Origin of the sequence: Methanolapillus ohkumae, assembly GCF_032594355.1 — an archaeon.
Lineage (GTDB): Archaea > Halobacteriota > Methanosarcinia > Methanosarcinales > Methanosarcinaceae > Methanolapillus > Methanolapillus ohkumae.
On record NZ_CP131061.1, the window covers coordinates 871827 to 898338 of the forward strand.

At 43.4% G+C, this 26512-nt stretch carries 37 protein-coding genes; 12 read left to right on the forward strand and 25 right to left on the reverse strand.

Annotated features, from left to right (window positions below):
- Positions 1–304 precede the first annotated feature (304 nt).
- The 4 genes from MsAm2_RS03640 to MsAm2_RS03655 form a co-directional block, all read right to left on the reverse strand.
- Positions 305–1144 (reverse strand): hypothetical protein, encoded by an 840-nt coding sequence (locus MsAm2_RS03640; protein ID WP_338098431.1) that lies wholly within the window; start codon positions 1142–1144, stop codon positions 305–307.
- A gap of 205 nt (positions 1145–1349) precedes the next feature.
- On the reverse strand, positions 1350–1541 hold the full coding sequence (locus MsAm2_RS03645; RefSeq protein ID WP_338098432.1) for a Trm112 family protein: 192 nt from the start codon (positions 1539–1541) through the stop codon (positions 1350–1352).
- Between the two features lies 1 nt (position 1542).
- Positions 1543–2190 carry a MarC family protein gene (locus MsAm2_RS03650; RefSeq protein ID WP_338098433.1) on the reverse strand — a complete coding sequence of 216 codons (648 nt, stop codon included), beginning with the start codon at positions 2188–2190 and terminating at the stop codon, positions 1543–1545.
- Positions 2191–2605: 415 nt separating this feature from the next.
- Complete coding sequence (locus MsAm2_RS03655; protein WP_338098434.1) at positions 2606–3166, reverse strand: hypothetical protein; 561 nt, start codon at positions 3164–3166, stop codon at positions 2606–2608.
- A gap of 102 nt (positions 3167–3268) precedes the next feature.
- On the opposite strand from MsAm2_RS03655, the gene MsAm2_RS03660 reads away from it, so the two are divergent.
- From MsAm2_RS03660 to MsAm2_RS03670, 3 genes are all read left to right on the forward strand, one after another.
- Entirely contained in the window at positions 3269–3469 is a 201-nt protein-coding gene (locus MsAm2_RS03660) for an ATP-binding protein (RefSeq protein ID WP_338098435.1), read from the forward strand.
- A gap of 79 nt (positions 3470–3548) precedes the next feature.
- Positions 3549–3683 (forward strand): hypothetical protein, encoded by a 135-nt coding sequence (locus MsAm2_RS03665; protein WP_338098426.1) that lies wholly within the window; start codon positions 3549–3551, stop codon positions 3681–3683.
- On the forward strand, positions 3628–3972 hold the full coding sequence (locus tag MsAm2_RS03670; RefSeq protein ID WP_338098428.1) for a pyridoxamine 5'-phosphate oxidase family protein: 345 nt from the start codon (positions 3628–3630) through the stop codon (positions 3970–3972). The genes MsAm2_RS03665 and MsAm2_RS03670 overlap by 56 nt, the downstream gene beginning before the upstream one ends.
- Before the next feature lie 142 nt (positions 3973–4114).
- Here MsAm2_RS03670 and MsAm2_RS03675 read toward each other — a convergent pair whose 3' ends face one another.
- From MsAm2_RS03675 to MsAm2_RS03700, 6 genes are all read right to left on the reverse strand, one after another.
- Positions 4115–4945, reverse strand: coding sequence for a cobalamin-dependent protein (locus tag MsAm2_RS03675; protein WP_338098429.1), 831 nt, complete (start codon positions 4943–4945; stop codon positions 4115–4117).
- Complete coding sequence (locus tag MsAm2_RS03680) at positions 4942–6060, reverse strand: MtaA/CmuA family methyltransferase (RefSeq protein ID WP_338098430.1); 1119 nt, start codon at positions 6058–6060, stop codon at positions 4942–4944. Before MsAm2_RS03680 ends, MsAm2_RS03675 begins: the two co-directional genes overlap by 4 nt.
- 562 nt (positions 6061–6622) lie before the next feature.
- Positions 6623–7462: a hypothetical protein gene (locus MsAm2_RS03685; protein ID WP_338098431.1), complete on the reverse strand. Its 840-nt coding sequence runs from the start codon at positions 7460–7462 to the stop codon at positions 6623–6625.
- Positions 7463–7667: 205 nt separating this feature from the next.
- Positions 7668–7859, reverse strand: a complete 192-nt coding sequence (locus tag MsAm2_RS03690; protein ID WP_338098432.1) for a Trm112 family protein — start codon at positions 7857–7859, stop codon at positions 7668–7670.
- A 1-nt stretch (position 7860) separates the two neighbouring features.
- Positions 7861–8508: a MarC family protein gene (locus tag MsAm2_RS03695; RefSeq protein WP_338098433.1), complete on the reverse strand. Its 648-nt coding sequence runs from the start codon at positions 8506–8508 to the stop codon at positions 7861–7863.
- Between the two features lie 415 nt (positions 8509–8923).
- Positions 8924–9484, reverse strand: a complete 561-nt coding sequence (locus MsAm2_RS03700) for a hypothetical protein (protein WP_338098434.1) — start codon at positions 9482–9484, stop codon at positions 8924–8926.
- A 102-nt stretch (positions 9485–9586) separates the two neighbouring features.
- On the opposite strand from MsAm2_RS03700, the gene MsAm2_RS03705 reads away from it, so the two are divergent.
- The 3 genes from MsAm2_RS03705 to MsAm2_RS03715 all read left to right on the forward strand — a co-directional run bounded on the left by MsAm2_RS03705 (position 9587) and on the right by MsAm2_RS03715 (position 10290).
- Positions 9587–9787 (forward strand): ATP-binding protein, encoded by a 201-nt coding sequence (locus MsAm2_RS03705; RefSeq protein ID WP_338098435.1) that lies wholly within the window; start codon positions 9587–9589, stop codon positions 9785–9787.
- Between the two features lie 79 nt (positions 9788–9866).
- Positions 9867–10001 carry a hypothetical protein gene (locus MsAm2_RS03710; RefSeq protein WP_338098426.1) on the forward strand — a complete coding sequence of 45 codons (135 nt, stop codon included), beginning with the start codon at positions 9867–9869 and terminating at the stop codon, positions 9999–10001.
- Positions 9946–10290 (forward strand): pyridoxamine 5'-phosphate oxidase family protein, encoded by a 345-nt coding sequence (locus tag MsAm2_RS03715; protein ID WP_338098428.1) that lies wholly within the window; start codon positions 9946–9948, stop codon positions 10288–10290. Before MsAm2_RS03710 ends, MsAm2_RS03715 begins: the two co-directional genes overlap by 56 nt.
- A 142-nt stretch (positions 10291–10432) precedes the next feature.
- Here MsAm2_RS03715 and MsAm2_RS03720 read toward each other — a convergent pair whose 3' ends face one another.
- The 6 genes from MsAm2_RS03720 to MsAm2_RS03745 form a co-directional block, all read right to left on the reverse strand.
- Positions 10433–11263: a cobalamin-dependent protein gene (locus MsAm2_RS03720; protein ID WP_338098429.1), complete on the reverse strand. Its 831-nt coding sequence runs from the start codon at positions 11261–11263 to the stop codon at positions 10433–10435.
- Positions 11260–12378, reverse strand: coding sequence for an MtaA/CmuA family methyltransferase (locus tag MsAm2_RS03725; protein WP_338098430.1), 1119 nt, complete (start codon positions 12376–12378; stop codon positions 11260–11262). The genes MsAm2_RS03720 and MsAm2_RS03725 overlap by 4 nt, the downstream gene beginning before the upstream one ends.
- 562 nt (positions 12379–12940) lie before the next feature.
- Positions 12941–13780, reverse strand: coding sequence for a hypothetical protein (locus tag MsAm2_RS03730; protein ID WP_338098431.1), 840 nt, complete (start codon positions 13778–13780; stop codon positions 12941–12943).
- A gap of 205 nt (positions 13781–13985) precedes the next feature.
- Positions 13986–14177, reverse strand: a complete 192-nt coding sequence (locus MsAm2_RS03735) for a Trm112 family protein (protein ID WP_338098432.1) — start codon at positions 14175–14177, stop codon at positions 13986–13988.
- 1 nt (position 14178) lies between these two features.
- Positions 14179–14826, reverse strand: a complete 648-nt coding sequence (locus MsAm2_RS03740; RefSeq protein WP_338098433.1) for a MarC family protein — start codon at positions 14824–14826, stop codon at positions 14179–14181.
- A gap of 415 nt (positions 14827–15241) precedes the next feature.
- Positions 15242–15802: a hypothetical protein gene (locus MsAm2_RS03745; RefSeq protein WP_338098434.1), complete on the reverse strand. Its 561-nt coding sequence runs from the start codon at positions 15800–15802 to the stop codon at positions 15242–15244.
- A gap of 102 nt (positions 15803–15904) precedes the next feature.
- Here MsAm2_RS03745 and MsAm2_RS03750 point away from each other — a divergent pair, with 102 nt between their 5' ends.
- The 3 genes from MsAm2_RS03750 (at position 15905) to MsAm2_RS03760 (ending at position 16608) form a co-directional block, all read left to right on the forward strand.
- Entirely contained in the window at positions 15905–16105 is a 201-nt protein-coding gene (locus tag MsAm2_RS03750) for an ATP-binding protein (RefSeq protein ID WP_338098435.1), read from the forward strand.
- A 79-nt stretch (positions 16106–16184) separates the two neighbouring features.
- Entirely contained in the window at positions 16185–16319 is a 135-nt protein-coding gene (locus MsAm2_RS03755) for a hypothetical protein (RefSeq protein ID WP_338098426.1), read from the forward strand.
- Positions 16264–16608, forward strand: a complete 345-nt coding sequence (locus tag MsAm2_RS03760; protein WP_338098428.1) for a pyridoxamine 5'-phosphate oxidase family protein — start codon at positions 16264–16266, stop codon at positions 16606–16608. Before MsAm2_RS03755 ends, MsAm2_RS03760 begins: the two co-directional genes overlap by 56 nt.
- Before the next feature lie 142 nt (positions 16609–16750).
- Here the strand turns inward: MsAm2_RS03760 and MsAm2_RS03765 are convergent, their stop codons facing one another.
- The 6 genes from MsAm2_RS03765 to MsAm2_RS03790 all read right to left on the reverse strand — a co-directional run bounded on the left by MsAm2_RS03765 (position 16751) and on the right by MsAm2_RS03790 (position 22120).
- Positions 16751–17581, reverse strand: a complete 831-nt coding sequence (locus MsAm2_RS03765) for a cobalamin-dependent protein (RefSeq protein WP_338098429.1) — start codon at positions 17579–17581, stop codon at positions 16751–16753.
- A complete protein-coding gene (locus MsAm2_RS03770; protein ID WP_338098430.1) occupies positions 17578–18696 on the reverse strand; it encodes an MtaA/CmuA family methyltransferase in 1119 nt (372 codons plus the stop codon). The genes MsAm2_RS03765 and MsAm2_RS03770 overlap by 4 nt, the downstream gene beginning before the upstream one ends.
- 562 nt (positions 18697–19258) lie before the next feature.
- Positions 19259–20098 carry a hypothetical protein gene (locus tag MsAm2_RS03775; RefSeq protein WP_338098431.1) on the reverse strand — a complete coding sequence of 280 codons (840 nt, stop codon included), beginning with the start codon at positions 20096–20098 and terminating at the stop codon, positions 19259–19261.
- A gap of 205 nt (positions 20099–20303) precedes the next feature.
- A complete protein-coding gene (locus MsAm2_RS03780; RefSeq protein WP_338098432.1) occupies positions 20304–20495 on the reverse strand; it encodes a Trm112 family protein in 192 nt (63 codons plus the stop codon).
- 1 nt (position 20496) lies between these two features.
- Positions 20497–21144, reverse strand: a complete 648-nt coding sequence (locus MsAm2_RS03785; protein ID WP_338098433.1) for a MarC family protein — start codon at positions 21142–21144, stop codon at positions 20497–20499.
- A 415-nt stretch (positions 21145–21559) separates the two neighbouring features.
- Positions 21560–22120 carry a hypothetical protein gene (locus MsAm2_RS03790; RefSeq protein WP_338098434.1) on the reverse strand — a complete coding sequence of 187 codons (561 nt, stop codon included), beginning with the start codon at positions 22118–22120 and terminating at the stop codon, positions 21560–21562.
- Positions 22121–22222: 102 nt separating this feature from the next.
- Here MsAm2_RS03790 and MsAm2_RS03795 point away from each other — a divergent pair, with 102 nt between their 5' ends.
- The 3 genes from MsAm2_RS03795 (at position 22223) to MsAm2_RS03805 (ending at position 22926) form a co-directional block, all read left to right on the forward strand.
- Entirely contained in the window at positions 22223–22423 is a 201-nt protein-coding gene (locus MsAm2_RS03795) for an ATP-binding protein (protein ID WP_338098435.1), read from the forward strand.
- Between the two features lie 79 nt (positions 22424–22502).
- Entirely contained in the window at positions 22503–22637 is a 135-nt protein-coding gene (locus MsAm2_RS03800) for a hypothetical protein (RefSeq protein ID WP_338098426.1), read from the forward strand.
- Positions 22582–22926, forward strand: a complete 345-nt coding sequence (locus MsAm2_RS03805; RefSeq protein WP_338098428.1) for a pyridoxamine 5'-phosphate oxidase family protein — start codon at positions 22582–22584, stop codon at positions 22924–22926. The genes MsAm2_RS03800 and MsAm2_RS03805 overlap by 56 nt, the downstream gene beginning before the upstream one ends.
- 142 nt (positions 22927–23068) lie before the next feature.
- Here the strand turns inward: MsAm2_RS03805 and MsAm2_RS03810 are convergent, their stop codons facing one another.
- From MsAm2_RS03810 to MsAm2_RS03820, 3 genes are all read right to left on the reverse strand, one after another.
- Positions 23069–23899: a cobalamin-dependent protein gene (locus MsAm2_RS03810; RefSeq protein ID WP_338098429.1), complete on the reverse strand. Its 831-nt coding sequence runs from the start codon at positions 23897–23899 to the stop codon at positions 23069–23071.
- Positions 23896–25014 carry an MtaA/CmuA family methyltransferase gene (locus MsAm2_RS03815; RefSeq protein ID WP_338098430.1) on the reverse strand — a complete coding sequence of 373 codons (1119 nt, stop codon included), beginning with the start codon at positions 25012–25014 and terminating at the stop codon, positions 23896–23898. Before MsAm2_RS03815 ends, MsAm2_RS03810 begins: the two co-directional genes overlap by 4 nt.
- Before the next feature lie 562 nt (positions 25015–25576).
- The gene (locus tag MsAm2_RS03820; protein ID WP_338098431.1) at positions 25577–26416 is read right to left on the reverse strand and encodes a hypothetical protein; all 840 of its coding nucleotides are present in this window, start codon (positions 26414–26416) and stop codon (positions 25577–25579) included.
- Between the last annotated feature and the right edge of the window lie 96 nt (positions 26417–26512).

Sequence of the window (26512 nt, forward strand, 5' to 3'; positions counted from 1 at the left end):
AAATTCCGGTTTTTGTTAAAATTTTAAAAATAAATTCCGGTTTTTATTGAAATTTTAAAAATACATTCCGGTTTTTATTGAAATTTTTAAAAAGGCGTCTGTCGGGTTTGTTGAATAATTAAAAATCCGTGGCCGTAACACATGTGGCGGCGCAATCCAAAAACGAGTAAGAAACCGGGCAGCGGTCCCGGCAATTCTAAAATAGAAAAACAGAAAAACAAAACAGAAAAATAGAATAAATAAAAAAAGCCGCACAATTTTTTGTTGTGCGGCTTTATTTTTTTTCAACAATCTTTCAACATTTTTAATCGGCGGAATCCTGGGGTGTTTTAAAGAAAACCGCGATGAGCAAGACGACAAATACCATGAATCCGATAAGAATTATGGCCAATAAGAAGGTTTGGTCGAAATTGAATATGGATTCGATGTCGGTGTACCAAATATAGAAGAATAAAAAGGCTAAAATCGCAAGTAGTAAGACTGTTAAGAGAATCGCGTTCTTTTCGGCTTCAAACCGCTGCCGGAGTGTGATGTCTTGTTTTTGACTTTTTTGTTTGTAGCGGGTATTGGATTTGGAAGGCTTTGGTTTTTTAGGACCTGTTTTTTCCCGTTTGTCTTCCCAATCGTCGCGCACTTTAAAGACCGGCGGCTTTTTTGTCCGTTTGGTCACATCGTCGTCTTCGTCGCTTTTTACAAGAACCCGTTCCGGAACGCTTGCGATCGGCGGGTTGGTGGTTTTGACGGTGGGCGCGGAAACTTTGGGAGACCGGATTTGTTCGTAATCAACCGAACAGGCTCCTTCCAGGCCGACGACTAATTTGAATCCTTTCTTTTGGGCGCCGTAGCCGGTCACCACATAAAACATACCTTCTGCGACCGGAAGCGAATTGTAGGGGACGCGGACGACAATTTTAGCGTAAAGATTGTTTTGGACTTGGTGTTTGGCGGGCGCCAGAATCAGATAATCTTTGATGGAATCGTCCGGCAAAAATGTGATGTACGTGGGAGAGCTGAAATTCTTGATGAAAACTTGGAATTCGCGGTCTTCTCCTTTGTAAAGCGGAACTTCAATGGTGTCGTATTTGAACTCAATGGAGTCCATGGACTGCCGTCCGATGTAGATGTCTTGAAGAACTTCTTTCATTTAAATCCCTTTGAAATGGCGAATGTGTGTTAAAATGAAGCAATTTAAAATATGAATATGAATTATTCCTTTAATTTATTCTTTATTTATTCCTTTAATTTATTCCTTTAATATAACCTGTGTATTAATAAAATTTATTGGTCATGTTTTTTGCATTTTTTTCTTTGTTTTTGCTTTTTTTGCATTTTTTTTGCTTTTTGTTTTTTTAAAATTCCCGCATGTCGGGCGGCAGCAAATTCGGGATTTTGTTTTCAATCGGGAAATAAATTTGGCAAGCTTCGCAATACAAATTTCCGGAAATGATTTCGGTTTTGTCCGCGTTTTCTTCTTCCGGTTTTGCTTGAAGATTTTTGCGGCACATCGGGCAAACCAGCAGGGATAAATTTTCTTTTTTCATGTCAGACGGCTCCCGCGATAAATAATTGATAAATGTTGTACAGTCCAAGCGTAATCATGCTGACGGCGATTGCGGCCAGGAAGAGACCCAAAAGACGGGTGATGACCAATGTTCCGGTGTAGCCGAGATAGGTGCTGATTTTTCGGGAAAAATAAAATCCGACGTAGGTGATGACAAACACCAGAAGAATGGCGAAGATGACCATCGCGTCGTTGGCAAAAGATGTGCTTCCGCCCATGAGAACGATGACGGTGGAGATGAGTCCCGGCCCGCACAAAAGCGGAATCGCGATTGGGAAAATCCAGAAGTCTTTGTCTTGGGATTCGTCGATTTCCGCTTGCGTGACGCTGTGGGTCATTTTGGCGGTCATCATGTTGTAGCCGATGGTAAAGAGCAAGATTCCGCCGGCGACACGTAAAGAATCCACGCCGATTCCAAGAAAACTGAGGACCAAAGATCCGGCGATCGCGAAAAACAAAGCAACCGCCGCCGCAAGAATTACAGATCTTTTGGCGTACATGTTTTTGGCTTTTTCGGGATAACTGCTGGTCATGGACACAAAAGTAAACAGGGCGCTGATGGGGTTTACGATGACGAAAATGGCCGTAAACGCATATAAAAAGAAAGAAAAAAGCGTAACGGTGTCCATTTTAAACCCTGAATTCCCAAGTTTATCTTTTGATCATTAAATTAAAAACAGGTGATAAATTGTAAAAATTTGATATGAAATTACTTTTTCGAATATATAAAGGAATACGGTGGCGAAACAAATCCGGAAAATAAATCTTTTCAAAACCAGGAAAATGGCAAAATCTGCAAGAATCATAAAGCATAGAATGAAAATTCAGAAATCATAAAGCACAGAATGAAAAATCATAATTTGAAAGTCTGCAAAAATCAATAAAAAAAGCCGGCATTCCTGCCGGCTTTTTCATTTTTCATTCCGTTTTTAAAAATGAATCCCCAAGTTCATTTTTTTGATGAAGCGTTTTTTCGTTTTTGTTTTTTTACTTATTCAAACTTCTTCTATTTATTTCTTTTTCTTTTCTTTTCATTTTTTTAAATTATTTCTTCTTCAAAACGAAATACCAATAGGCAATTCCGCCGACAAGAAGAACCGCCAAAACGCCCGCAATAATCCAAATCCAAGAATTTCCAAATTCCAAGCCGGAACCGTTTCCGTTGCCGGAAACATTATTGTTTGGATTGTTATTTTGGTTTTGGTTGGTTTGGTTTTGGTTGGTTTGGTTGCCGCTTGGATTGTTTTGTCCGTCGTTTGAACTTCCGGTTTGCGGCGGTTCGCTTGAAACATTTCCGTTTCCGTTTCCAACGATTCTGACATTTTCACCGCCAAAACCACCGGAACCACCCTGTTTTGCTTTTTCCGTTCTTTCAATCAGGCCTTCACTTGGACCGGACGCATCCAAATCATCCGTTTCTGCCATTCTTGCATAGAATGTATATTCTGTGTCCGACGACAGTCCCGTGAATTCACGGGAAGATTGCCAATTTTCGCCCTCTCTTTTGTATTCAGCTCCCGAAATCTCTGCCAATGTAATGGTTGTCGATGTCTTTGAATCCAAGACCGGAGCATTAGGAGCCACTTGAGTACCTTTCGTTGTCACACCCTATGAACTGCTTGAATCGGACGCATCCAAATCATCCGTTTCTGCCATTCTTGCATAGAATGTATATTCTGTGTCCGACGACATTGGGTCAAAAATGATTTGGAAATTCCGGAGGAGTCCAAACCCCACATTTTTAAGAAAAGAATTTCAACCAAAGGAGAAATGCGCGGTCTTGGAACTTACAGCGTCCGGTTGCTGGGTGAAAAATATCTGGGCGGAAAAGTCGGATTCACAAGCAATTCCTGTGATGGGACGACTTTCTTTATTGATTTGCCTTTGAAATATTCTCCTCAAAAATAAACAAACGACTTTCTTTTTTTCATTCATCACTCATTTATTTCACTTTTCCTCAATTATTCCATGAAAAAAGCTGACCATTATGATGAAAGACCCGGAAAAAACAGTTGGAAATTTAATTGACAAACAAACCGTTTCTCTGATCAGTTCCGTCGACAAGGATGGTTTTCCTAATACAAAAGCGATGCTGCCACCCCGAAAAGCGGGATGGAATTAAAACATTCTATTTGACGACCAATACGTCTTCCCTGCGTGTCGGCCAGTACAAAGAAAACCCCAAGGCTTGCCTTTATTTTTTTGACAAACGTTTTTTCCGCGGCGTTATGCTTAAAGGAACCGTCTCTGTTCTTGAGGATTCCCAAAGTAAAGAAATGATTTGGCGGGAAGGAGATACCCTCTATTATCCAAAAGGGGTTACCGATCCGGATTATTGTGTTTTAAAATTTACCGCCGAAAATGAGCGGTATTATTCCGATTTTCATTCCGAAGACTTTATTGTCGGATAAAATCCGCCCATCGTTTTTGTTGAAGTTTTAAAAATTTGTTGCTGTAACGCGCGCGGCGGCATCGTTAAAATAATAAAAAATAAAAAAATAATCCGATTGAAGAGACATTCTTATCTCTTCCCTCGGACATTTTATTTTTCGTTTATTGCTTCATCTCTTTGCGGATTTCGTCCCACTTCTTTCCTTTTTTCACCGACTTTGCGATGTTAACGGCATCAAGCGGACTTTTTCCGTAAACAGCATTTGAAAACGTGCTTACAAAGTGCGCGTCTACCGCCGCTCCGCCGCAAGCGACCGGAACACCGGAAAATTCAATGCTTTTGGCCAAAGCCTTCAAGCCTTCTTTGGTGGTGCTCATAAGCGATGTTCCGGTGACCAAATCGATCTTTTGGGTTTTGACCAATTCGACCACATCTTCTACCAAAACATCCCGGCCCATATCGATCACATCAAAGCCGTTTGCCCGAAGAATAGCGGCGACAATGTTTTTTCCGATGTCGTGAACGTCTCCTTCAATCACAAGGGACGCGACTTTGCCGGCGGACGGAATGTCGCCCAGTTTTTCCTGGCACAAAACAACGCCGGCAACCATGGCATCGTTCGCCAGAAGAATTTCCGGAACGAACGCTTCTCCCATGTCGTAAACTTCACAAACCACTTGAATGCCGGGCATGAGCGCACTCACCACAATGTCGGTTGGGTTTCTGCCGCCGTCCAAGAGCACTTTTGTCAGGCGGGCGGCTTCTTTTTTATCTCCGTCAATCACAGCCATCGTCAAAGCGGCATCGGTTTTGTCTTTGGGAATATATTTTTTGCGGATTTCCTCCACGGTCGTCTTGGGAATGCCCCAGGATTTGACTTCTTCCCCTCGTCCGATTTTGATTCCTTCTTCCAAAAGCTCTTGGAACTGCGTCGGATTCTGTTCCTTAAATTCAATCAATTCTTTTGTAGCGGTATCGATATGCCGGATCATTTGAAAACACCTCCGCAGTCGTTGCTGCCCTTTTTATTTTTGACCTGCCAGTTTCCGATTCCAACACCGATTTCGCGAATCGTGTCTTTTATATCACCGGCTTTGGGGACGGGGGTTTCGCGACAGGCGCGCACGTAAGCTTTCAGGTTTTCCAGGGATGTTCCAAAAGAAACGTCGCATGCCGTTCCGACGACATCGGTTCCTTGAAGGATACATTCGCGGGTCCGGTTGTAAACGTCCTGAGGTGTTCCGTTTGGCATCAAATCAATGACATCCAAACTTCCGAGGATGGACATGCTGTTTCCCAAAACTTGCCGGCAGTACCACACGGGAACGGCATCAAAGGAGAAACAGTCCATGCCGCTTTTTCGAACATAAGGAAGCAGCTTGCTTGTGTTTCCGCACATGTGCAGAATTTTCGGGGCGCTGACTTCGCGGGCCATTCTTTTGTGGGCGGGAAGCACGAATTCTTCGTAGGTTTCGCCGGAGATCAAGTCGCCGGATGCGGATGGGTCGGCCGGGAACAAAATGTGGGCGCCGGCTTCCACTTGAAGTTTGCCGTACGCGATCACAAAGTCGGTGGCGGCGTCGATAAACGCATGGGCTTTGTCGGGGTCGGTCCGGGTCCAGCGGACCAGGTTTTCAACACCGGCAATGTGTCCGGCCACCGTAAACGGGGCGGTGATGACCGGAATAATCGGAAGCATTCCGCTGTATTTTTCGCGCAGGATGGAAATCGCGTCCAGCACCACCGGAACTCTTTTCGTGTTGGCCAAGTCGTCGGGCCAAGTGACGTCGTCGGGGTTGGTATACGCGTGCGCCGCAACGGGCGGACGGTCCGGTTTGTTCCAGTCCAGCGGGCAGCCGAGCACTTCGGCTTCCAGCGATATGTCAAATTGAGGACGCGCGGCTTCAATACCACAAACATCGTATGGCGCGGATGCCAAATCGGCCATCATTTGCGCGTCAAAGTGCGCTTTTGGCCAGGACGCGTTTGCGTATTTCATAAGTTCAACCGTCGTTTGTGCCAACGGGTTTGCCGGCGGCACGTAATCCACACGCCCGCCCAAAACAGCCGCAAGAGCGCGTCGGGTGGGTGTCATTTCTGATGCCATTTTTAAGTCTCCATTAAATTTTTAACAGTACTTTGTAAAAACACACAATCCGGCAGGATTTCTACCGGTCCATTATAATTGTCGGAGAAGGTATATATTGTAACCCTCTTATCATCCGGGATTTAATTTGAATGAGTTCGGTCGTTTCCGAATTACTAATAATTATATTAAATAGGTTATTTTAATCAAAAGAAATCGGCTTGATATTTTGTTAAAAATTTTTAAAAAGAATTTGGTTTTTGTTAAAATTTTAAAAATAAATTCCGGTTTTTGTTAAAATTTTAAAAATAAATTCCGGTTTTTATTGAAATTTTAAAAATACATTCCGGTTTTTATTGAAATTTTTAAAAAGGCGTCTGTCGGGTTTGTTGAATAATTAAAAATCCGTGGCCGTAACACATGTGGCGGCGCAATCCAAAAACGAGTAAGAAACCGGGCAGCGGTCCCGGCAATTCTAAAATAGAAAAACAGAAAAACAAAACAGAAAAATAGAATAAATAAAAAAAGCCGCACAATTTTTTGTTGTGCGGCTTTATTTTTTTTCAACAATCTTTCAACATTTTTAATCGGCGGAATCCTGGGGTGTTTTAAAGAAAACCGCGATGAGCAAGACGACAAATACCATGAATCCGATAAGAATTATGGCCAATAAGAAGGTTTGGTCGAAATTGAATATGGATTCGATGTCGGTGTACCAAATATAGAAGAATAAAAAGGCTAAAATCGCAAGTAGTAAGACTGTTAAGAGAATCGCGTTCTTTTCGGCTTCAAACCGCTGCCGGAGTGTGATGTCTTGTTTTTGACTTTTTTGTTTGTAGCGGGTATTGGATTTGGAAGGCTTTGGTTTTTTAGGACCTGTTTTTTCCCGTTTGTCTTCCCAATCGTCGCGCACTTTAAAGACCGGCGGCTTTTTTGTCCGTTTGGTCACATCGTCGTCTTCGTCGCTTTTTACAAGAACCCGTTCCGGAACGCTTGCGATCGGCGGGTTGGTGGTTTTGACGGTGGGCGCGGAAACTTTGGGAGACCGGATTTGTTCGTAATCAACCGAACAGGCTCCTTCCAGGCCGACGACTAATTTGAATCCTTTCTTTTGGGCGCCGTAGCCGGTCACCACATAAAACATACCTTCTGCGACCGGAAGCGAATTGTAGGGGACGCGGACGACAATTTTAGCGTAAAGATTGTTTTGGACTTGGTGTTTGGCGGGCGCCAGAATCAGATAATCTTTGATGGAATCGTCCGGCAAAAATGTGATGTACGTGGGAGAGCTGAAATTCTTGATGAAAACTTGGAATTCGCGGTCTTCTCCTTTGTAAAGCGGAACTTCAATGGTGTCGTATTTGAACTCAATGGAGTCCATGGACTGCCGTCCGATGTAGATGTCTTGAAGAACTTCTTTCATTTAAATCCCTTTGAAATGGCGAATGTGTGTTAAAATGAAGCAATTTAAAATATGAATATGAATTATTCCTTTAATTTATTCTTTATTTATTCCTTTAATTTATTCCTTTAATATAACCTGTGTATTAATAAAATTTATTGGTCATGTTTTTTGCATTTTTTTCTTTGTTTTTGCTTTTTTTGCATTTTTTTTGCTTTTTGTTTTTTTAAAATTCCCGCATGTCGGGCGGCAGCAAATTCGGGATTTTGTTTTCAATCGGGAAATAAATTTGGCAAGCTTCGCAATACAAATTTCCGGAAATGATTTCGGTTTTGTCCGCGTTTTCTTCTTCCGGTTTTGCTTGAAGATTTTTGCGGCACATCGGGCAAACCAGCAGGGATAAATTTTCTTTTTTCATGTCAGACGGCTCCCGCGATAAATAATTGATAAATGTTGTACAGTCCAAGCGTAATCATGCTGACGGCGATTGCGGCCAGGAAGAGACCCAAAAGACGGGTGATGACCAATGTTCCGGTGTAGCCGAGATAGGTGCTGATTTTTCGGGAAAAATAAAATCCGACGTAGGTGATGACAAACACCAGAAGAATGGCGAAGATGACCATCGCGTCGTTGGCAAAAGATGTGCTTCCGCCCATGAGAACGATGACGGTGGAGATGAGTCCCGGCCCGCACAAAAGCGGAATCGCGATTGGGAAAATCCAGAAGTCTTTGTCTTGGGATTCGTCGATTTCCGCTTGCGTGACGCTGTGGGTCATTTTGGCGGTCATCATGTTGTAGCCGATGGTAAAGAGCAAGATTCCGCCGGCGACACGTAAAGAATCCACGCCGATTCCAAGAAAACTGAGGACCAAAGATCCGGCGATCGCGAAAAACAAAGCAACCGCCGCCGCAAGAATTACAGATCTTTTGGCGTACATGTTTTTGGCTTTTTCGGGATAACTGCTGGTCATGGACACAAAAGTAAACAGGGCGCTGATGGGGTTTACGATGACGAAAATGGCCGTAAACGCATATAAAAAGAAAGAAAAAAGCGTAACGGTGTCCATTTTAAACCCTGAATTCCCAAGTTTATCTTTTGATCATTAAATTAAAAACAGGTGATAAATTGTAAAAATTTGATATGAAATTACTTTTTCGAATATATAAAGGAATACGGTGGCGAAACAAATCCGGAAAATAAATCTTTTCAAAACCAGGAAAATGGCAAAATCTGCAAGAATCATAAAGCATAGAATGAAAATTCAGAAATCATAAAGCACAGAATGAAAAATCATAATTTGAAAGTCTGCAAAAATCAATAAAAAAAGCCGGCATTCCTGCCGGCTTTTTCATTTTTCATTCCGTTTTTAAAAATGAATCCCCAAGTTCATTTTTTTGATGAAGCGTTTTTTCGTTTTTGTTTTTTTACTTATTCAAACTTCTTCTATTTATTTCTTTTTCTTTTCTTTTCATTTTTTTAAATTATTTCTTCTTCAAAACGAAATACCAATAGGCAATTCCGCCGACAAGAAGAACCGCCAAAACGCCCGCAATAATCCAAATCCAAGAATTTCCAAATTCCAAGCCGGAACCGTTTCCGTTGCCGGAAACATTATTGTTTGGATTGTTATTTTGGTTTTGGTTGGTTTGGTTTTGGTTGGTTTGGTTGCCGCTTGGATTGTTTTGTCCGTCGTTTGAACTTCCGGTTTGCGGCGGTTCGCTTGAAACATTTCCGTTTCCGTTTCCAACGATTCTGACATTTTCACCGCCAAAACCACCGGAACCACCCTGTTTTGCTTTTTCCGTTCTTTCAATCAGGCCTTCACTTGGACCGGACGCATCCAAATCATCCGTTTCTGCCATTCTTGCATAGAATGTATATTCTGTGTCCGACGACAGTCCCGTGAATTCACGGGAAGATTGCCAATTTTCGCCCTCTCTTTTGTATTCAGCTCCCGAAATCTCTGCCAATGTAATGGTTGTCGATGTCTTTGAATCCAAGACCGGAGCATTAGGAGCCACTTGAGTACCTTTCGTTGTCACACCCTATGAACTGCTTGAATCGGACGCATCCAAATCATCCGTTTCTGCCATTCTTGCATAGAATGTATATTCTGTGTCCGACGACATTGGGTCAAAAATGATTTGGAAATTCCGGAGGAGTCCAAACCCCACATTTTTAAGAAAAGAATTTCAACCAAAGGAGAAATGCGCGGTCTTGGAACTTACAGCGTCCGGTTGCTGGGTGAAAAATATCTGGGCGGAAAAGTCGGATTCACAAGCAATTCCTGTGATGGGACGACTTTCTTTATTGATTTGCCTTTGAAATATTCTCCTCAAAAATAAACAAACGACTTTCTTTTTTTCATTCATCACTCATTTATTTCACTTTTCCTCAATTATTCCATGAAAAAAGCTGACCATTATGATGAAAGACCCGGAAAAAACAGTTGGAAATTTAATTGACAAACAAACCGTTTCTCTGATCAGTTCCGTCGACAAGGATGGTTTTCCTAATACAAAAGCGATGCTGCCACCCCGAAAAGCGGGATGGAATTAAAACATTCTATTTGACGACCAATACGTCTTCCCTGCGTGTCGGCCAGTACAAAGAAAACCCCAAGGCTTGCCTTTATTTTTTTGACAAACGTTTTTTCCGCGGCGTTATGCTTAAAGGAACCGTCTCTGTTCTTGAGGATTCCCAAAGTAAAGAAATGATTTGGCGGGAAGGAGATACCCTCTATTATCCAAAAGGGGTTACCGATCCGGATTATTGTGTTTTAAAATTTACCGCCGAAAATGAGCGGTATTATTCCGATTTTCATTCCGAAGACTTTATTGTCGGATAAAATCCGCCCATCGTTTTTGTTGAAGTTTTAAAAATTTGTTGCTGTAACGCGCGCGGCGGCATCGTTAAAATAATAAAAAATAAAAAAATAATCCGATTGAAGAGACATTCTTATCTCTTCCCTCGGACATTTTATTTTTCGTTTATTGCTTCATCTCTTTGCGGATTTCGTCCCACTTCTTTCCTTTTTTCACCGACTTTGCGATGTTAACGGCATCAAGCGGACTTTTTCCGTAAACAGCATTTGAAAACGTGCTTACAAAGTGCGCGTCTACCGCCGCTCCGCCGCAAGCGACCGGAACACCGGAAAATTCAATGCTTTTGGCCAAAGCCTTCAAGCCTTCTTTGGTGGTGCTCATAAGCGATGTTCCGGTGACCAAATCGATCTTTTGGGTTTTGACCAATTCGACCACATCTTCTACCAAAACATCCCGGCCCATATCGATCACATCAAAGCCGTTTGCCCGAAGAATAGCGGCGACAATGTTTTTTCCGATGTCGTGAACGTCTCCTTCAATCACAAGGGACGCGACTTTGCCGGCGGACGGAATGTCGCCCAGTTTTTCCTGGCACAAAACAACGCCGGCAACCATGGCATCGTTCGCCAGAAGAATTTCCGGAACGAACGCTTCTCCCATGTCGTAAACTTCACAAACCACTTGAATGCCGGGCATGAGCGCACTCACCACAATGTCGGTTGGGTTTCTGCCGCCGTCCAAGAGCACTTTTGTCAGGCGGGCGGCTTCTTTTTTATCTCCGTCAATCACAGCCATCGTCAAAGCGGCATCGGTTTTGTCTTTGGGAATATATTTTTTGCGGATTTCCTCCACGGTCGTCTTGGGAATGCCCCAGGATTTGACTTCTTCCCCTCGTCCGATTTTGATTCCTTCTTCCAAAAGCTCTTGGAACTGCGTCGGATTCTGTTCCTTAAATTCAATCAATTCTTTTGTAGCGGTATCGATATGCCGGATCATTTGAAAACACCTCCGCAGTCGTTGCTGCCCTTTTTATTTTTGACCTGCCAGTTTCCGATTCCAACACCGATTTCGCGAATCGTGTCTTTTATATCACCGGCTTTGGGGACGGGGGTTTCGCGACAGGCGCGCACGTAAGCTTTCAGGTTTTCCAGGGATGTTCCAAAAGAAACGTCGCATGCCGTTCCGACGACATCGGTTCCTTGAAGGATACATTCGCGGGTCCGGTTGTAAACGTCCTGAGGTGTTCCGTTTGGCATCAAATCAATGACATCCAAACTTCCGAGGATGGACATGCTGTTTCCCAAAACTTGCCGGCAGTACCACACGGGAACGGCATCAAAGGAGAAACAGTCCATGCCGCTTTTTCGAACATAAGGAAGCAGCTTGCTTGTGTTTCCGCACATGTGCAGAATTTTCGGGGCGCTGACTTCGCGGGCCATTCTTTTGTGGGCGGGAAGCACGAATTCTTCGTAGGTTTCGCCGGAGATCAAGTCGCCGGATGCGGATGGGTCGGCCGGGAACAAAATGTGGGCGCCGGCTTCCACTTGAAGTTTGCCGTACGCGATCACAAAGTCGGTGGCGGCGTCGATAAACGCATGGGCTTTGTCGGGGTCGGTCCGGGTCCAGCGGACCAGGTTTTCAACACCGGCAATGTGTCCGGCCACCGTAAACGGGGCGGTGATGACCGGAATAATCGGAAGCATTCCGCTGTATTTTTCGCGCAGGATGGAAATCGCGTCCAGCACCACCGGAACTCTTTTCGTGTTGGCCAAGTCGTCGGGCCAAGTGACGTCGTCGGGGTTGGTATACGCGTGCGCCGCAACGGGCGGACGGTCCGGTTTGTTCCAGTCCAGCGGGCAGCCGAGCACTTCGGCTTCCAGCGATATGTCAAATTGAGGACGCGCGGCTTCAATACCACAAACATCGTATGGCGCGGATGCCAAATCGGCCATCATTTGCGCGTCAAAGTGCGCTTTTGGCCAGGACGCGTTTGCGTATTTCATAAGTTCAACCGTCGTTTGTGCCAACGGGTTTGCCGGCGGCACGTAATCCACACGCCCGCCCAAAACAGCCGCAAGAGCGCGTCGGGTGGGTGTCATTTCTGATGCCATTTTTAAGTCTCCATTAAATTTTTAACAGTACTTTGTAAAAACACACAATCCGGCAGGATTTCTACCGGTCCATTATAATTGTCGGAGAAGGTATATATTGTAACCCTCTTATCATCCGGGATTTAATTTGAATGAGTTCGGTCGTTTCCGAATTACTAATAATTATATTAAATAGGTTATTTTAATCAAAAGAAATCGGCTTGATATTTTGTTAAAAATTTTTAAAAAGAATTTGGTTTTTGTTAAAATTTTAAAAATAAATTCCGGTTTTTGTTAAAATTTTAAAAATAAATTCCGGTTTTTATTGAAATTTTAAAAATACATTCCGGTTTTTATTGAAATTTTTAAAAAGGCGTCTGTCGGGTTTGTTGAATAATTAAAAATCCGTGGCCGTAACACATGTGGCGGCGCAATCCAAAAACGAGTAAGAAACCGGGCAGCGGTCCCGGCAATTCTAAAATAGAAAAACAGAAAAACAAAACAGAAAAATAGAATAAATAAAAAAAGCCGCACAATTTTTTGTTGTGCGGCTTTATTTTTTTTCAACAATCTTTCAACATTTTTAATCGGCGGAATCCTGGGGTGTTTTAAAGAAAACCGCGATGAGCAAGACGACAAATACCATGAATCCGATAAGAATTATGGCCAATAAGAAGGTTTGGTCGAAATTGAATATGGATTCGATGTCGGTGTACCAAATATAGAAGAATAAAAAGGCTAAAATCGCAAGTAGTAAGACTGTTAAGAGAATCGCGTTCTTTTCGGCTTCAAACCGCTGCCGGAGTGTGATGTCTTGTTTTTGACTTTTTTGTTTGTAGCGGGTATTGGATTTGGAAGGCTTTGGTTTTTTAGGACCTGTTTTTTCCCGTTTGTCTTCCCAATCGTCGCGCACTTTAAAGACCGGCGGCTTTTTTGTCCGTTTGGTCACATCGTCGTCTTCGTCGCTTTTTACAAGAACCCGTTCCGGAACGCTTGCGATCGGCGGGTTGGTGGTTTTGACGGTGGGCGCGGAAACTTTGGGAGACCGGATTTGTTCGTAATCAACCGAACAGGCTCCTTCCAGGCCGACGACTAATTTGAATCCTTTCTTTTGGGCGCCGTAGCCGGTCACCACATAAAACATACCTTCTGCGACCGGAAGCGAATTGTAGGGGACGCGGACGACAATTTTAGCGTAAAGATTGTTTTGGACTTGGTGTTTGGCGGGCGCCAGAATCAGATAATCTTTGATGGAATCGTCCGGCAAAAATGTGATGTACGTGGGAGAGCTGAAATTCTTGATGAAAACTTGGAATTCGCGGTCTTCTCCTTTGTAAAGCGGAACTTCAATGGTGTCGTATTTGAACTCAATGGAGTCCATGGACTGCCGTCCGATGTAGATGTCTTGAAGAACTTCTTTCATTTAAATCCCTTTGAAATGGCGAATGTGTGTTAAAATGAAGCAATTTAAAATATGAATATGAATTATTCCTTTAATTTATTCTTTATTTATTCCTTTAATTTATTCCTTTAATATAACCTGTGTATTAATAAAATTTATTGGTCATGTTTTTTGCATTTTTTTCTTTGTTTTTGCTTTTTTTGCATTTTTTTTGCTTTTTGTTTTTTTAAAATTCCCGCATGTCGGGCGGCAGCAAATTCGGGATTTTGTTTTCAATCGGGAAATAAATTTGGCAAGCTTCGCAATACAAATTTCCGGAAATGATTTCGGTTTTGTCCGCGTTTTCTTCTTCCGGTTTTGCTTGAAGATTTTTGCGGCACATCGGGCAAACCAGCAGGGATAAATTTTCTTTTTTCATGTCAGACGGCTCCCGCGATAAATAATTGATAAATGTTGTACAGTCCAAGCGTAATCATGCTGACGGCGATTGCGGCCAGGAAGAGACCCAAAAGACGGGTGATGACCAATGTTCCGGTGTAGCCGAGATAGGTGCTGATTTTTCGGGAAAAATAAAATCCGACGTAGGTGATGACAAACACCAGAAGAATGGCGAAGATGACCATCGCGTCGTTGGCAAAAGATGTGCTTCCGCCCATGAGAACGATGACGGTGGAGATGAGTCCCGGCCCGCACAAAAGCGGAATCGCGATTGGGAAAATCCAGAAGTCTTTGTCTTGGGATTCGTCGATTTCCGCTTGCGTGACGCTGTGGGTCATTTTGGCGGTCATCATGTTGTAGCCGATGGTAAAGAGCAAGATTCCGCCGGCGACACGTAAAGAATCCACGCCGATTCCAAGAAAACTGAGGACCAAAGATCCGGCGATCGCGAAAAACAAAGCAACCGCCGCCGCAAGAATTACAGATCTTTTGGCGTACATGTTTTTGGCTTTTTCGGGATAACTGCTGGTCATGGACACAAAAGTAAACAGGGCGCTGATGGGGTTTACGATGACGAAAATGGCCGTAAACGCATATAAAAAGAAAGAAAAAAGCGTAACGGTGTCCATTTTAAACCCTGAATTCCCAAGTTTATCTTTTGATCATTAAATTAAAAACAGGTGATAAATTGTAAAAATTTGATATGAAATTACTTTTTCGAATATATAAAGGAATACGGTGGCGAAACAAATCCGGAAAATAAATCTTTTCAAAACCAGGAAAATGGCAAAATCTGCAAGAATCATAAAGCATAGAATGAAAATTCAGAAATCATAAAGCACAGAATGAAAAATCATAATTTGAAAGTCTGCAAAAATCAATAAAAAAAGCCGGCATTCCTGCCGGCTTTTTCATTTTTCATTCCGTTTTTAAAAATGAATCCCCAAGTTCATTTTTTTGATGAAGCGTTTTTTCGTTTTTGTTTTTTTACTTATTCAAACTTCTTCTATTTATTTCTTTTTCTTTTCTTTTCATTTTTTTAAATTATTTCTTCTTCAAAACGAAATACCAATAGGCAATTCCGCCGACAAGAAGAACCGCCAAAACGCCCGCAATAATCCAAATCCAAGAATTTCCAAATTCCAAGCCGGAACCGTTTCCGTTGCCGGAAACATTATTGTTTGGATTGTTATTTTGGTTTTGGTTGGTTTGGTTTTGGTTGGTTTGGTTGCCGCTTGGATTGTTTTGTCCGTCGTTTGAACTTCCGGTTTGCGGCGGTTCGCTTGAAACATTTCCGTTTCCGTTTCCAACGATTCTGACATTTTCACCGCCAAAACCACCGGAACCACCCTGTTTTGCTTTTTCCGTTCTTTCAATCAGGCCTTCACTTGGACCGGACGCATCCAAATCATCCGTTTCTGCCATTCTTGCATAGAATGTATATTCTGTGTCCGACGACAGTCCCGTGAATTCACGGGAAGATTGCCAATTTTCGCCCTCTCTTTTGTATTCAGCTCCCGAAATCTCTGCCAATGTAATGGTTGTCGATGTCTTTGAATCCAAGACCGGAGCATTAGGAGCCACTTGAGTACCTTTCGTTGTCACACCCTATGAACTGCTTGAATCGGACGCATCCAAATCATCCGTTTCTGCCATTCTTGCATAGAATGTATATTCTGTGTCCGACGACATTGGGTCAAAAATGATTTGGAAATTCCGGAGGAGTCCAAACCCCACATTTTTAAGAAAAGAATTTCAACCAAAGGAGAAATGCGCGGTCTTGGAACTTACAGCGTCCGGTTGCTGGGTGAAAAATATCTGGGCGGAAAAGTCGGATTCACAAGCAATTCCTGTGATGGGACGACTTTCTTTATTGATTTGCCTTTGAAATATTCTCCTCAAAAATAAACAAACGACTTTCTTTTTTTCATTCATCACTCATTTATTTCACTTTTCCTCAATTATTCCATGAAAAAAGCTGACCATTATGATGAAAGACCCGGAAAAAACAGTTGGAAATTTAATTGACAAACAAACCGTTTCTCTGATCAGTTCCGTCGACAAGGATGGTTTTCCTAATACAAAAGCGATGCTGCCACCCCGAAAAGCGGGATGGAATTAAAACATTCTATTTGACGACCAATACGTCTTCCCTGCGTGTCGGCCAGTACAAAGAAAACCCCAAGGCTTGCCTTTATTTTTTTGACAAACGTTTTTTCCGCGGCGTTATGCTTAAAGGAACCGTCTCTGTTCTTGAGGATTCCCAAAGTAAAGAAATGATTTGGCGGGAAGGAGATACCCTCTATTATCCAAAAGGGGTTACCGATCCGGATTATTGTGTTTTAAAATTTACCGCCGAAAATGAGCGGTATTATTCCGATTTTCATTCCGAAGACTTTATTGTCGGATAAAATCCGCCCATCGTTTTTGTTGAAGTTTTAAAAATTTGTTGCTGTAACGCGCGCGGCGGCATCGTTAAAATAATAAAAAATAAAAAAATAATCCGATTGAAGAGACATTCTTATCTCTTCCCTCGGACATTTTATTTTTCGTTTATTGCTTCATCTCTTTGCGGATTTCGTCCCACTTCTTTCCTTTTTTCACCGACTTTGCGATGTTAACGGCATCAAGCGGACTTTTTCCGTAAACAGCATTTGAAAACGTGCTTACAAAGTGCGCGTCTACCGCCGCTCCGCCGCAAGCGACCGGAACACCGGAAAATTCAATGCTTTTGGCCAAAGCCTTCAAGCCTTCTTTGGTGGTGCTCATAAGCGATGTTCCGGTGACCAAATCGATCTTTTGGGTTTTGACCAATTCGACCACATCTTCTACCAAAACATCCCGGCCCATATCGATCACATCAAAGCCGTTTGCCCGAAGAATAGCGGCGACAATGTTTTTTCCGATGTCGTGAACGTCTCCTTCAATCACAAGGGACGCGACTTTGCCGGCGGACGGAATGTCGCCCAGTTTTTCCTGGCACAAAACAACGCCGGCAACCATGGCATCGTTCGCCAGAAGAATTTCCGGAACGAACGCTTCTCCCATGTCGTAAACTTCACAAACCACTTGAATGCCGGGCATGAGCGCACTCACCACAATGTCGGTTGGGTTTCTGCCGCCGTCCAAGAGCACTTTTGTCAGGCGGGCGGCTTCTTTTTTATCTCCGTCAATCACAGCCATCGTCAAAGCGGCATCGGTTTTGTCTTTGGGAATATATTTTTTGCGGATTTCCTCCACGGTCGTCTTGGGAATGCCCCAGGATTTGACTTCTTCCCCTCGTCCGATTTTGATTCCTTCTTCCAAAAGCTCTTGGAACTGCGTCGGATTCTGTTCCTTAAATTCAATCAATTCTTTTGTAGCGGTATCGATATGCCGGATCATTTGAAAACACCTCCGCAGTCGTTGCTGCCCTTTTTATTTTTGACCTGCCAGTTTCCGATTCCAACACCGATTTCGCGAATCGTGTCTTTTATATCACCGGCTTTGGGGACGGGGGTTTCGCGACAGGCGCGCACGTAAGCTTTCAGGTTTTCCAGGGATGTTCCAAAAGAAACGTCGCATGCCGTTCCGACGACATCGGTTCCTTGAAGGATACATTCGCGGGTCCGGTTGTAAACGTCCTGAGGTGTTCCGTTTGGCATCAAATCAATGACATCCAAACTTCCGAGGATGGACATGCTGTTTCCCAAAACTTGCCGGCAGTACCACACGGGAACGGCATCAAAGGAGAAACAGTCCATGCCGCTTTTTCGAACATAAGGAAGCAGCTTGCTTGTGTTTCCGCACATGTGCAGAATTTTCGGGGCGCTGACTTCGCGGGCCATTCTTTTGTGGGCGGGAAGCACGAATTCTTCGTAGGTTTCGCCGGAGATCAAGTCGCCGGATGCGGATGGGTCGGCCGGGAACAAAATGTGGGCGCCGGCTTCCACTTGAAGTTTGCCGTACGCGATCACAAAGTCGGTGGCGGCGTCGATAAACGCATGGGCTTTGTCGGGGTCGGTCCGGGTCCAGCGGACCAGGTTTTCAACACCGGCAATGTGTCCGGCCACCGTAAACGGGGCGGTGATGACCGGAATAATCGGAAGCATTCCGCTGTATTTTTCGCGCAGGATGGAAATCGCGTCCAGCACCACCGGAACTCTTTTCGTGTTGGCCAAGTCGTCGGGCCAAGTGACGTCGTCGGGGTTGGTATACGCGTGCGCCGCAACGGGCGGACGGTCCGGTTTGTTCCAGTCCAGCGGGCAGCCGAGCACTTCGGCTTCCAGCGATATGTCAAATTGAGGACGCGCGGCTTCAATACCACAAACATCGTATGGCGCGGATGCCAAATCGGCCATCATTTGCGCGTCAAAGTGCGCTTTTGGCCAGGACGCGTTTGCGTATTTCATAAGTTCAACCGTCGTTTGTGCCAACGGGTTTGCCGGCGGCACGTAATCCACACGCCCGCCCAAAACAGCCGCAAGAGCGCGTCGGGTGGGTGTCATTTCTGATGCCATTTTTAAGTCTCCATTAAATTTTTAACAGTACTTTGTAAAAACACACAATCCGGCAGGATTTCTACCGGTCCATTATAATTGTCGGAGAAGGTATATATTGTAACCCTCTTATCATCCGGGATTTAATTTGAATGAGTTCGGTCGTTTCCGAATTACTAATAATTATATTAAATAGGTTATTTTAATCAAAAGAAATCGGCTTGATATTTTGTTAAAAATTTTTAAAAAGAATTTGGTTTTTGTTAAAATTTTAAAAATAAATTCCGGTTTTTGTTAAAATTTTAAAAATAAATTCCGGTTTTTATTGAAATTTTAAAAATACATTCCGGTTTTTATTGAAATTTTTAAAAAGGCGTCTGTCGGGTTTGTTGAATAATTAAAAATCCGTGGCCGTAACACATGTGGCGGCGCAATCCAAAAACGAGTAAGAAACCGGGCAGCGGTCCCGGCAATTCTAAAATAGAAAAACAGAAAAACAAAACAGAAAAATAGAATAAATAAAAAAAGCCGCACAATTTTTTGTTGTGCGGCTTTATTTTTTTTCAACAATCTTTCAACATTTTTAATCGGCGGAATCCTGGGGTGTTTTAAAGAAAACCGCGATGAGCAAGACGACAAATACCATGAATCCGATAAGAATTATGGCCAATAAGAAGGTTTGGTCGAAATTGAATATGGATTCGATGTCGGTGTACCAAATATAGAAGAATAAAAAGGCTAAAATCGCAAGTAGTAAGACTGTTAAGAGAATCGCGTTCTTTTCGGCTTCAAACCGCTGCCGGAGTGTGATGTCTTGTTTTTGACTTTTTTGTTTGTAGCGGGTATTGGATTTGGAAGGCTTTGGTTTTTTAGGACCTGTTTTTTCCCGTTTGTCTTCCCAATCGTCGCGCACTTTAAAGACCGGCGGCTTTTTTGTCCGTTTGGTCACATCGTCGTCTTCGTCGCTTTTTACAAGAACCCGTTCCGGAACGCTTGCGATCGGCGGGTTGGTGGTTTTGACGGTGGGCGCGGAAACTTTGGGAGACCGGATTTGTTCGTAATCAACCGAACAGGCTCCTTCCAGGCCGACGACTAATTTGAATCCTTTCTTTTGGGCGCCGTAGCCGGTCACCACATAAAACATACCTTCTGCGACCGGAAGCGAATTGTAGGGGACGCGGACGACAATTTTAGCGTAAAGATTGTTTTGGACTTGGTGTTTGGCGGGCGCCAGAATCAGATAATCTTTGATGGAATCGTCCGGCAAAAATGTGATGTACGTGGGAGAGCTGAAATTCTTGATGAAAACTTGGAATTCGCGGTCTTCTCCTTTGTAAAGCGGAACTTCAATGGTGTCGTATTTGAACTCAATGGAGTCCATGGACTGCCGTCCGATGTAGATGTCTTGAAGAACTTCTTTCATTTAAATCCCTTTGAAATGGCGAATGTGTGTTAAAATGAAGCAATTTAAAATATGAATATGAATTATTCCTTTAATTTATTCTTTATTTATTCCTTTAATTTATTCCTTTAATATAACCTGTGTATTAATAAAATTTATTGGTCATGTTTTTTGCATTTTTTTCTTTGTTTTTGCTTTTTTTGCATTTTTTTTGCTTTTTGTTTTTTTAAAATTCCCGCATGTCGGGCGGCAGCAAATTCGGGATTTTGTTTTCAATCGGGAAATAAATTTGGCAAGCTTCGCAATACAAATTTCCGGAAATGATTTCGGTTTTGTCCGCGTTTTCTTCTTCCGGTTTTGCTTGAAGATTTTTGCGGCACATCGGGCAAACCAGCAGGGATAAATTTTCTTTTTTCATGTCAGACGGCTCCCGCGATAAATAATTGATAAATGTTGTACAGTCCAAGCGTAATCATGCTGACGGCGATTGCGGCCAGGAAGAGACCCAAAAGACGGGTGATGACCAATGTTCCGGTGTAGCCGAGATAGGTGCTGATTTTTCGGGAAAAATAAAATCCGACGTAGGTGATGACAAACACCAGAAGAATGGCGAAGATGACCATCGCGTCGTTGGCAAAAGATGTGCTTCCGCCCATGAGAACGATGACGGTGGAGATGAGTCCCGGCCCGCACAAAAGCGGAATCGCGATTGGGAAAATCCAGAAGTCTTTGTCTTGGGATTCGTCGATTTCCGCTTGCGTGACGCTGTGGGTCATTTTGGCGGTCATCATGTTGTAGCCGATGGTAAAGAGCAAGATTCCGCCGGCGACACGTAAAGAATCCACGCCGATTCCAAGAAAACTGAGGACCAAAGATCCGGCGATCGCGAAAAACAAAGCAACCGCCGCCGCAAGAATTACAGATCTTTTGGCGTACATGTTTTTGGCTTTTTCGGGATAACTGCTGGTCATGGACACAAAAGTAAACAGGGCGCTGATGGGGTTTACGATGACGAAAATGGCCGTAAACGCATATAAAAAGAAAGAAAAAAGCGTAACGGTGTCCATTTTAAACCCTGAATTCCCAAGTTTATCTTTTGATCATTAAATTAAAAACAGGTGATAAATTGTAAAAATTTGATATGAAATTACTTTTTCGAATATATAAAGGAATACGGTGGCGAAACAAATCCGGAAAATAAATCTTTTCAAAACCAGGAAAATGGCAAAATCTGCAAGAATCATAAAGCATAGAATGAAAATTCAGAAATCATAAAGCACAGAATGAAAAATCATAATTTGAAAGTCTGCAAAAATCAATAAAAAAAGCCGGCATTCCTGCCGGCTTTTTCATTTTTCATTCCGTTTTTAAAAATGAATCCCCAAGTTCATTTTTTTGATGAAGCGTTTTTTCGTTTTTGTTTTTTTACTTATTCAAACTTCTTCTATTTATTTCTTTTTCTTTTCTTTTCATTTTTTTAAATTATTTCTTCTTCAAAACGAAATACCAATAGGCAATTCCGCCGACAAGAAGAACCGCCAAAACGCCCGCAATAATCCAAATCCAAGAATTTCCAAATTCCAAGCCGGAACCGTTTCCGTTGCCGGAAACATTATTGTTTGGATTGTTATTTTGGTTTTGGTTGGTTTGGTTTTGGTTGGTTTGGTTGCCGCTTGGATTGTTTTGTCCGTCGTTTGAACTTCCGGTTTGCGGCGGTTCGCTTGAAACATTTCCGTTTCCGTTTCCAACGATTCTGACATTTTCACCGCCAAAACCACCGGAACCACCCTGTTTTGCTTTTTCCGTTCTTTCAATCAGGCCTTCACTTGGACCGGACGCATCCAAATCATCCGTTTCTGCCATTCTTGCATAGAATGTATATTCTGTGTCCGACGACAGTCCCGTGAATTCACGGGAAGATTGCCAATTTTCGCCCTCTCTTTTGTATTCAGCTCCCGAAATCTCTGCCAATGTAATGGTTGTCGATGTCTTTGAATCCAAGACCGGAGCATTAGGAGCCACTTGAGTACCTTTCGTTGTCACACCCTATGAACTGCTTGAATCGGACGCATCCAAATCATCCGTTTCTGCCATTCTTGCATAGAATGTATATTCTGTGTCCGACGACATTGGGTCAAAAATGATTTGGAAATTCCGGAGGAGTCCAAACCCCACATTTTTAAGAAAAGAATTTCAACCAAAGGAGAAATGCGCGGTCTTGGAACTTACAGCGTCCGGTTGCTGGGTGAAAAATATCTGGGCGGAAAAGTCGGATTCACAAGCAATTCCTGTGATGGGACGACTTTCTTTATTGATTTGCCTTTGAAATATTCTCCTCAAAAATAAACAAACGACTTTCTTTTTTTCATTCATCACTCATTTATTTCACTTTTCCTCAATTATTCCATGAAAAAAGCTGACCATTATGATGAAAGACCCGGAAAAAACAGTTGGAAATTTAATTGACAAACAAACCGTTTCTCTGATCAGTTCCGTCGACAAGGATGGTTTTCCTAATACAAAAGCGATGCTGCCACCCCGAAAAGCGGGATGGAATTAAAACATTCTATTTGACGACCAATACGTCTTCCCTGCGTGTCGGCCAGTACAAAGAAAACCCCAAGGCTTGCCTTTATTTTTTTGACAAACGTTTTTTCCGCGGCGTTATGCTTAAAGGAACCGTCTCTGTTCTTGAGGATTCCCAAAGTAAAGAAATGATTTGGCGGGAAGGAGATACCCTCTATTATCCAAAAGGGGTTACCGATCCGGATTATTGTGTTTTAAAATTTACCGCCGAAAATGAGCGGTATTATTCCGATTTTCATTCCGAAGACTTTATTGTCGGATAAAATCCGCCCATCGTTTTTGTTGAAGTTTTAAAAATTTGTTGCTGTAACGCGCGCGGCGGCATCGTTAAAATAATAAAAAATAAAAAAATAATCCGATTGAAGAGACATTCTTATCTCTTCCCTCGGACATTTTATTTTTCGTTTATTGCTTCATCTCTTTGCGGATTTCGTCCCACTTCTTTCCTTTTTTCACCGACTTTGCGATGTTAACGGCATCAAGCGGACTTTTTCCGTAAACAGCATTTGAAAACGTGCTTACAAAGTGCGCGTCTACCGCCGCTCCGCCGCAAGCGACCGGAACACCGGAAAATTCAATGCTTTTGGCCAAAGCCTTCAAGCCTTCTTTGGTGGTGCTCATAAGCGATGTTCCGGTGACCAAATCGATCTTTTGGGTTTTGACCAATTCGACCACATCTTCTACCAAAACATCCCGGCCCATATCGATCACATCAAAGCCGTTTGCCCGAAGAATAGCGGCGACAATGTTTTTTCCGATGTCGTGAACGTCTCCTTCAATCACAAGGGACGCGACTTTGCCGGCGGACGGAATGTCGCCCAGTTTTTCCTGGCACAAAACAACGCCGGCAACCATGGCATCGTTCGCCAGAAGAATTTCCGGAACGAACGCTTCTCCCATGTCGTAAACTTCACAAACCACTTGAATGCCGGGCATGAGCGCACTCACCACAATGTCGGTTGGGTTTCTGCCGCCGTCCAAGAGCACTTTTGTCAGGCGGGCGGCTTCTTTTTTATCTCCGTCAATCACAGCCATCGTCAAAGCGGCATCGGTTTTGTCTTTGGGAATATATTTTTTGCGGATTTCCTCCACGGTCGTCTTGGGAATGCCCCAGGATTTGACTTCTTCCCCTCGTCCGATTTTGATTCCTTCTTCCAAAAGCTCTTGGAACTGCGTCGGATTCTGTTCCTTAAATTCAATCAATTCTTTTGTAGCGGTATCGATATGCCGGATCATTTGAAAACACCTCCGCAGTCGTTGCTGCCCTTTTTATTTTTGACCTGCCAGTTTCCGATTCCAACACCGATTTCGCGAATCGTGTCTTTTATATCACCGGCTTTGGGGACGGGGGTTTCGCGACAGGCGCGCACGTAAGCTTTCAGGTTTTCCAGGGATGTTCCAAAAGAAACGTCGCATGCCGTTCCGACGACATCGGTTCCTTGAAGGATACATTCGCGGGTCCGGTTGTAAACGTCCTGAGGTGTTCCGTTTGGCATCAAATCAATGACATCCAAACTTCCGAGGATGGACATGCTGTTTCCCAAAACTTGCCGGCAGTACCACACGGGAACGGCATCAAAGGAGAAACAGTCCATGCCGCTTTTTCGAACATAAGGAAGCAGCTTGCTTGTGTTTCCGCACATGTGCAGAATTTTCGGGGCGCTGACTTCGCGGGCCATTCTTTTGTGGGCGGGAAGCACGAATTCTTCGTAGGTTTCGCCGGAGATCAAGTCGCCGGATGCGGATGGGTCGGCCGGGAACAAAATGTGGGCGCCGGCTTCCACTTGAAGTTTGCCGTACGCGATCACAAAGTCGGTGGCGGCGTCGATAAACGCATGGGCTTTGTCGGGGTCGGTCCGGGTCCAGCGGACCAGGTTTTCAACACCGGCAATGTGTCCGGCCACCGTAAACGGGGCGGTGATGACCGGAATAATCGGAAGCATTCCGCTGTATTTTTCGCGCAGGATGGAAATCGCGTCCAGCACCACCGGAACTCTTTTCGTGTTGGCCAAGTCGTCGGGCCAAGTGACGTCGTCGGGGTTGGTATACGCGTGCGCCGCAACGGGCGGACGGTCCGGTTTGTTCCAGTCCAGCGGGCAGCCGAGCACTTCGGCTTCCAGCGATATGTCAAATTGAGGACGCGCGGCTTCAATACCACAAACATCGTATGGCGCGGATGCCAAATCGGCCATCATTTGCGCGTCAAAGTGCGCTTTTGGCCAGGACGCGTTTGCGTATTTCATAAGTTCAACCGTCGTTTGTGCCAACGGGTTTGCCGGCGGCACGTAATCCACACGCCCGCCCAAAACAGCCGCAAGAGCGCGTCGGGTGGGTGTCATTTCTGATGCCATTTTTAAGTCTCCATTAAATTTTTAACAGTACTTTGTAAAAACACACAATCCGGCAGGATTTCTACCGGTCCATTATAATTGTCGGAGAAGGTATATATTGTAACCCTCTTATCATCCGGGATTTAATTTGAATGAGTTCGGTCGTTTCCGAATTACTAATAATTATATTAAATAGGTTATTTTAATCAAAAGAAATCGGCTTGATATTTTGTTAAAAATTTTTAAAAAGAATTTGGTTTTTGTTAAAATTTTAAAAATAAATTCCGGTTTTTGTTAAAATTTTAAAAATAAATTCCGGTTTTTATTGAAATTTTAAAAATACATTCCGGTTTTTATTGAAATTTTTAAAAAGGCGTCTGTCGGGTTTGTTGAATAATTAAAAATCCGTGGCCGTAACACATGTGGCGGCGCAATCCAAAAACGAGTAAGAAACCGGGCAGCGGTCCCGGCAATTCTAAAATAGAAAAACAGAAAAACAAAACAGAAAAATAGAATAAATAAAAAAAGCCGCACAATTTTTTGTTGTGCGGCTTTATTTTTTTTCAACAATCTTTCAACATTTTTAATCGGCGGAATCCTGGGGTGTTTTAAAGAAAACCGCGATGAGCAAGACGACAAATACCATGAATCCGATAAGAATTATGGCCAATAAGAAGGTTTGGTCGAAATTGAATATGGATTCGATGTCGGTGTACCAAATATAGAAGAATAAAAAGGCTAAAATCGCAAGTAGTAAGACTGTTAAGAGAATCGCGTTCTTTTCGGCTTCAAACCGCTGCCGGAGTGTGATGTCTTGTTTTTGACTTTTTTGTTTGTAGCGGGTATTGGATTTGGAAGGCTTTGGTTTTTTAGGACCTGTTTTTTCCCGTTTGTCTTCCCAATCGTCGCGCACTTTAAAGACCGGCGGCTTTTTTGTCCGTTTGGTCACATCGTCGTCTTCGTCGCTTTTTACAAGAACCCGTTCCGGAACGCTTGCGATCGGCGGGTTGGTGGTTTTGACGGTGGGCGCGGAAACTTTGGGAGACCGGATTTGTTCGTAATCAACCGAACAGGCTCCTTCCAGGCCGACGACTAATTTGAATCCTTTCTTTTGGGCGCCGTAGCCGGTCACCACATAAAACATACCTTCTGCGACCGGAAGCGAATTGTAGGGGACGCGGACGACAATTTTAGCGTAAAGATTGTTTTGGACTTGGTGTTTGGCGGGCGCCAGAATCAGATAATCTTTGATGGAATCGTCCGGCAAAAATGTGATGTACGTGGGAGAGCTGAAATTCTTGATGAAAACTTGGAATTCGCGGTCTTCTCCTTTGTAAAGCGGAACTTCAATGGTGTCGTATTTGAACTCAATGGAGTCCATGGACTGCCGTCCGATGTAGATGTCTTGAAGAACTTCTTTCATTTAAATCCCTTTGAAATGGCGAATGTGTGTTAAAATGAAGCAATTTAAAATATGAATATGAATTATTCCTTTAATTTATTCTTTATTTATTCCTTT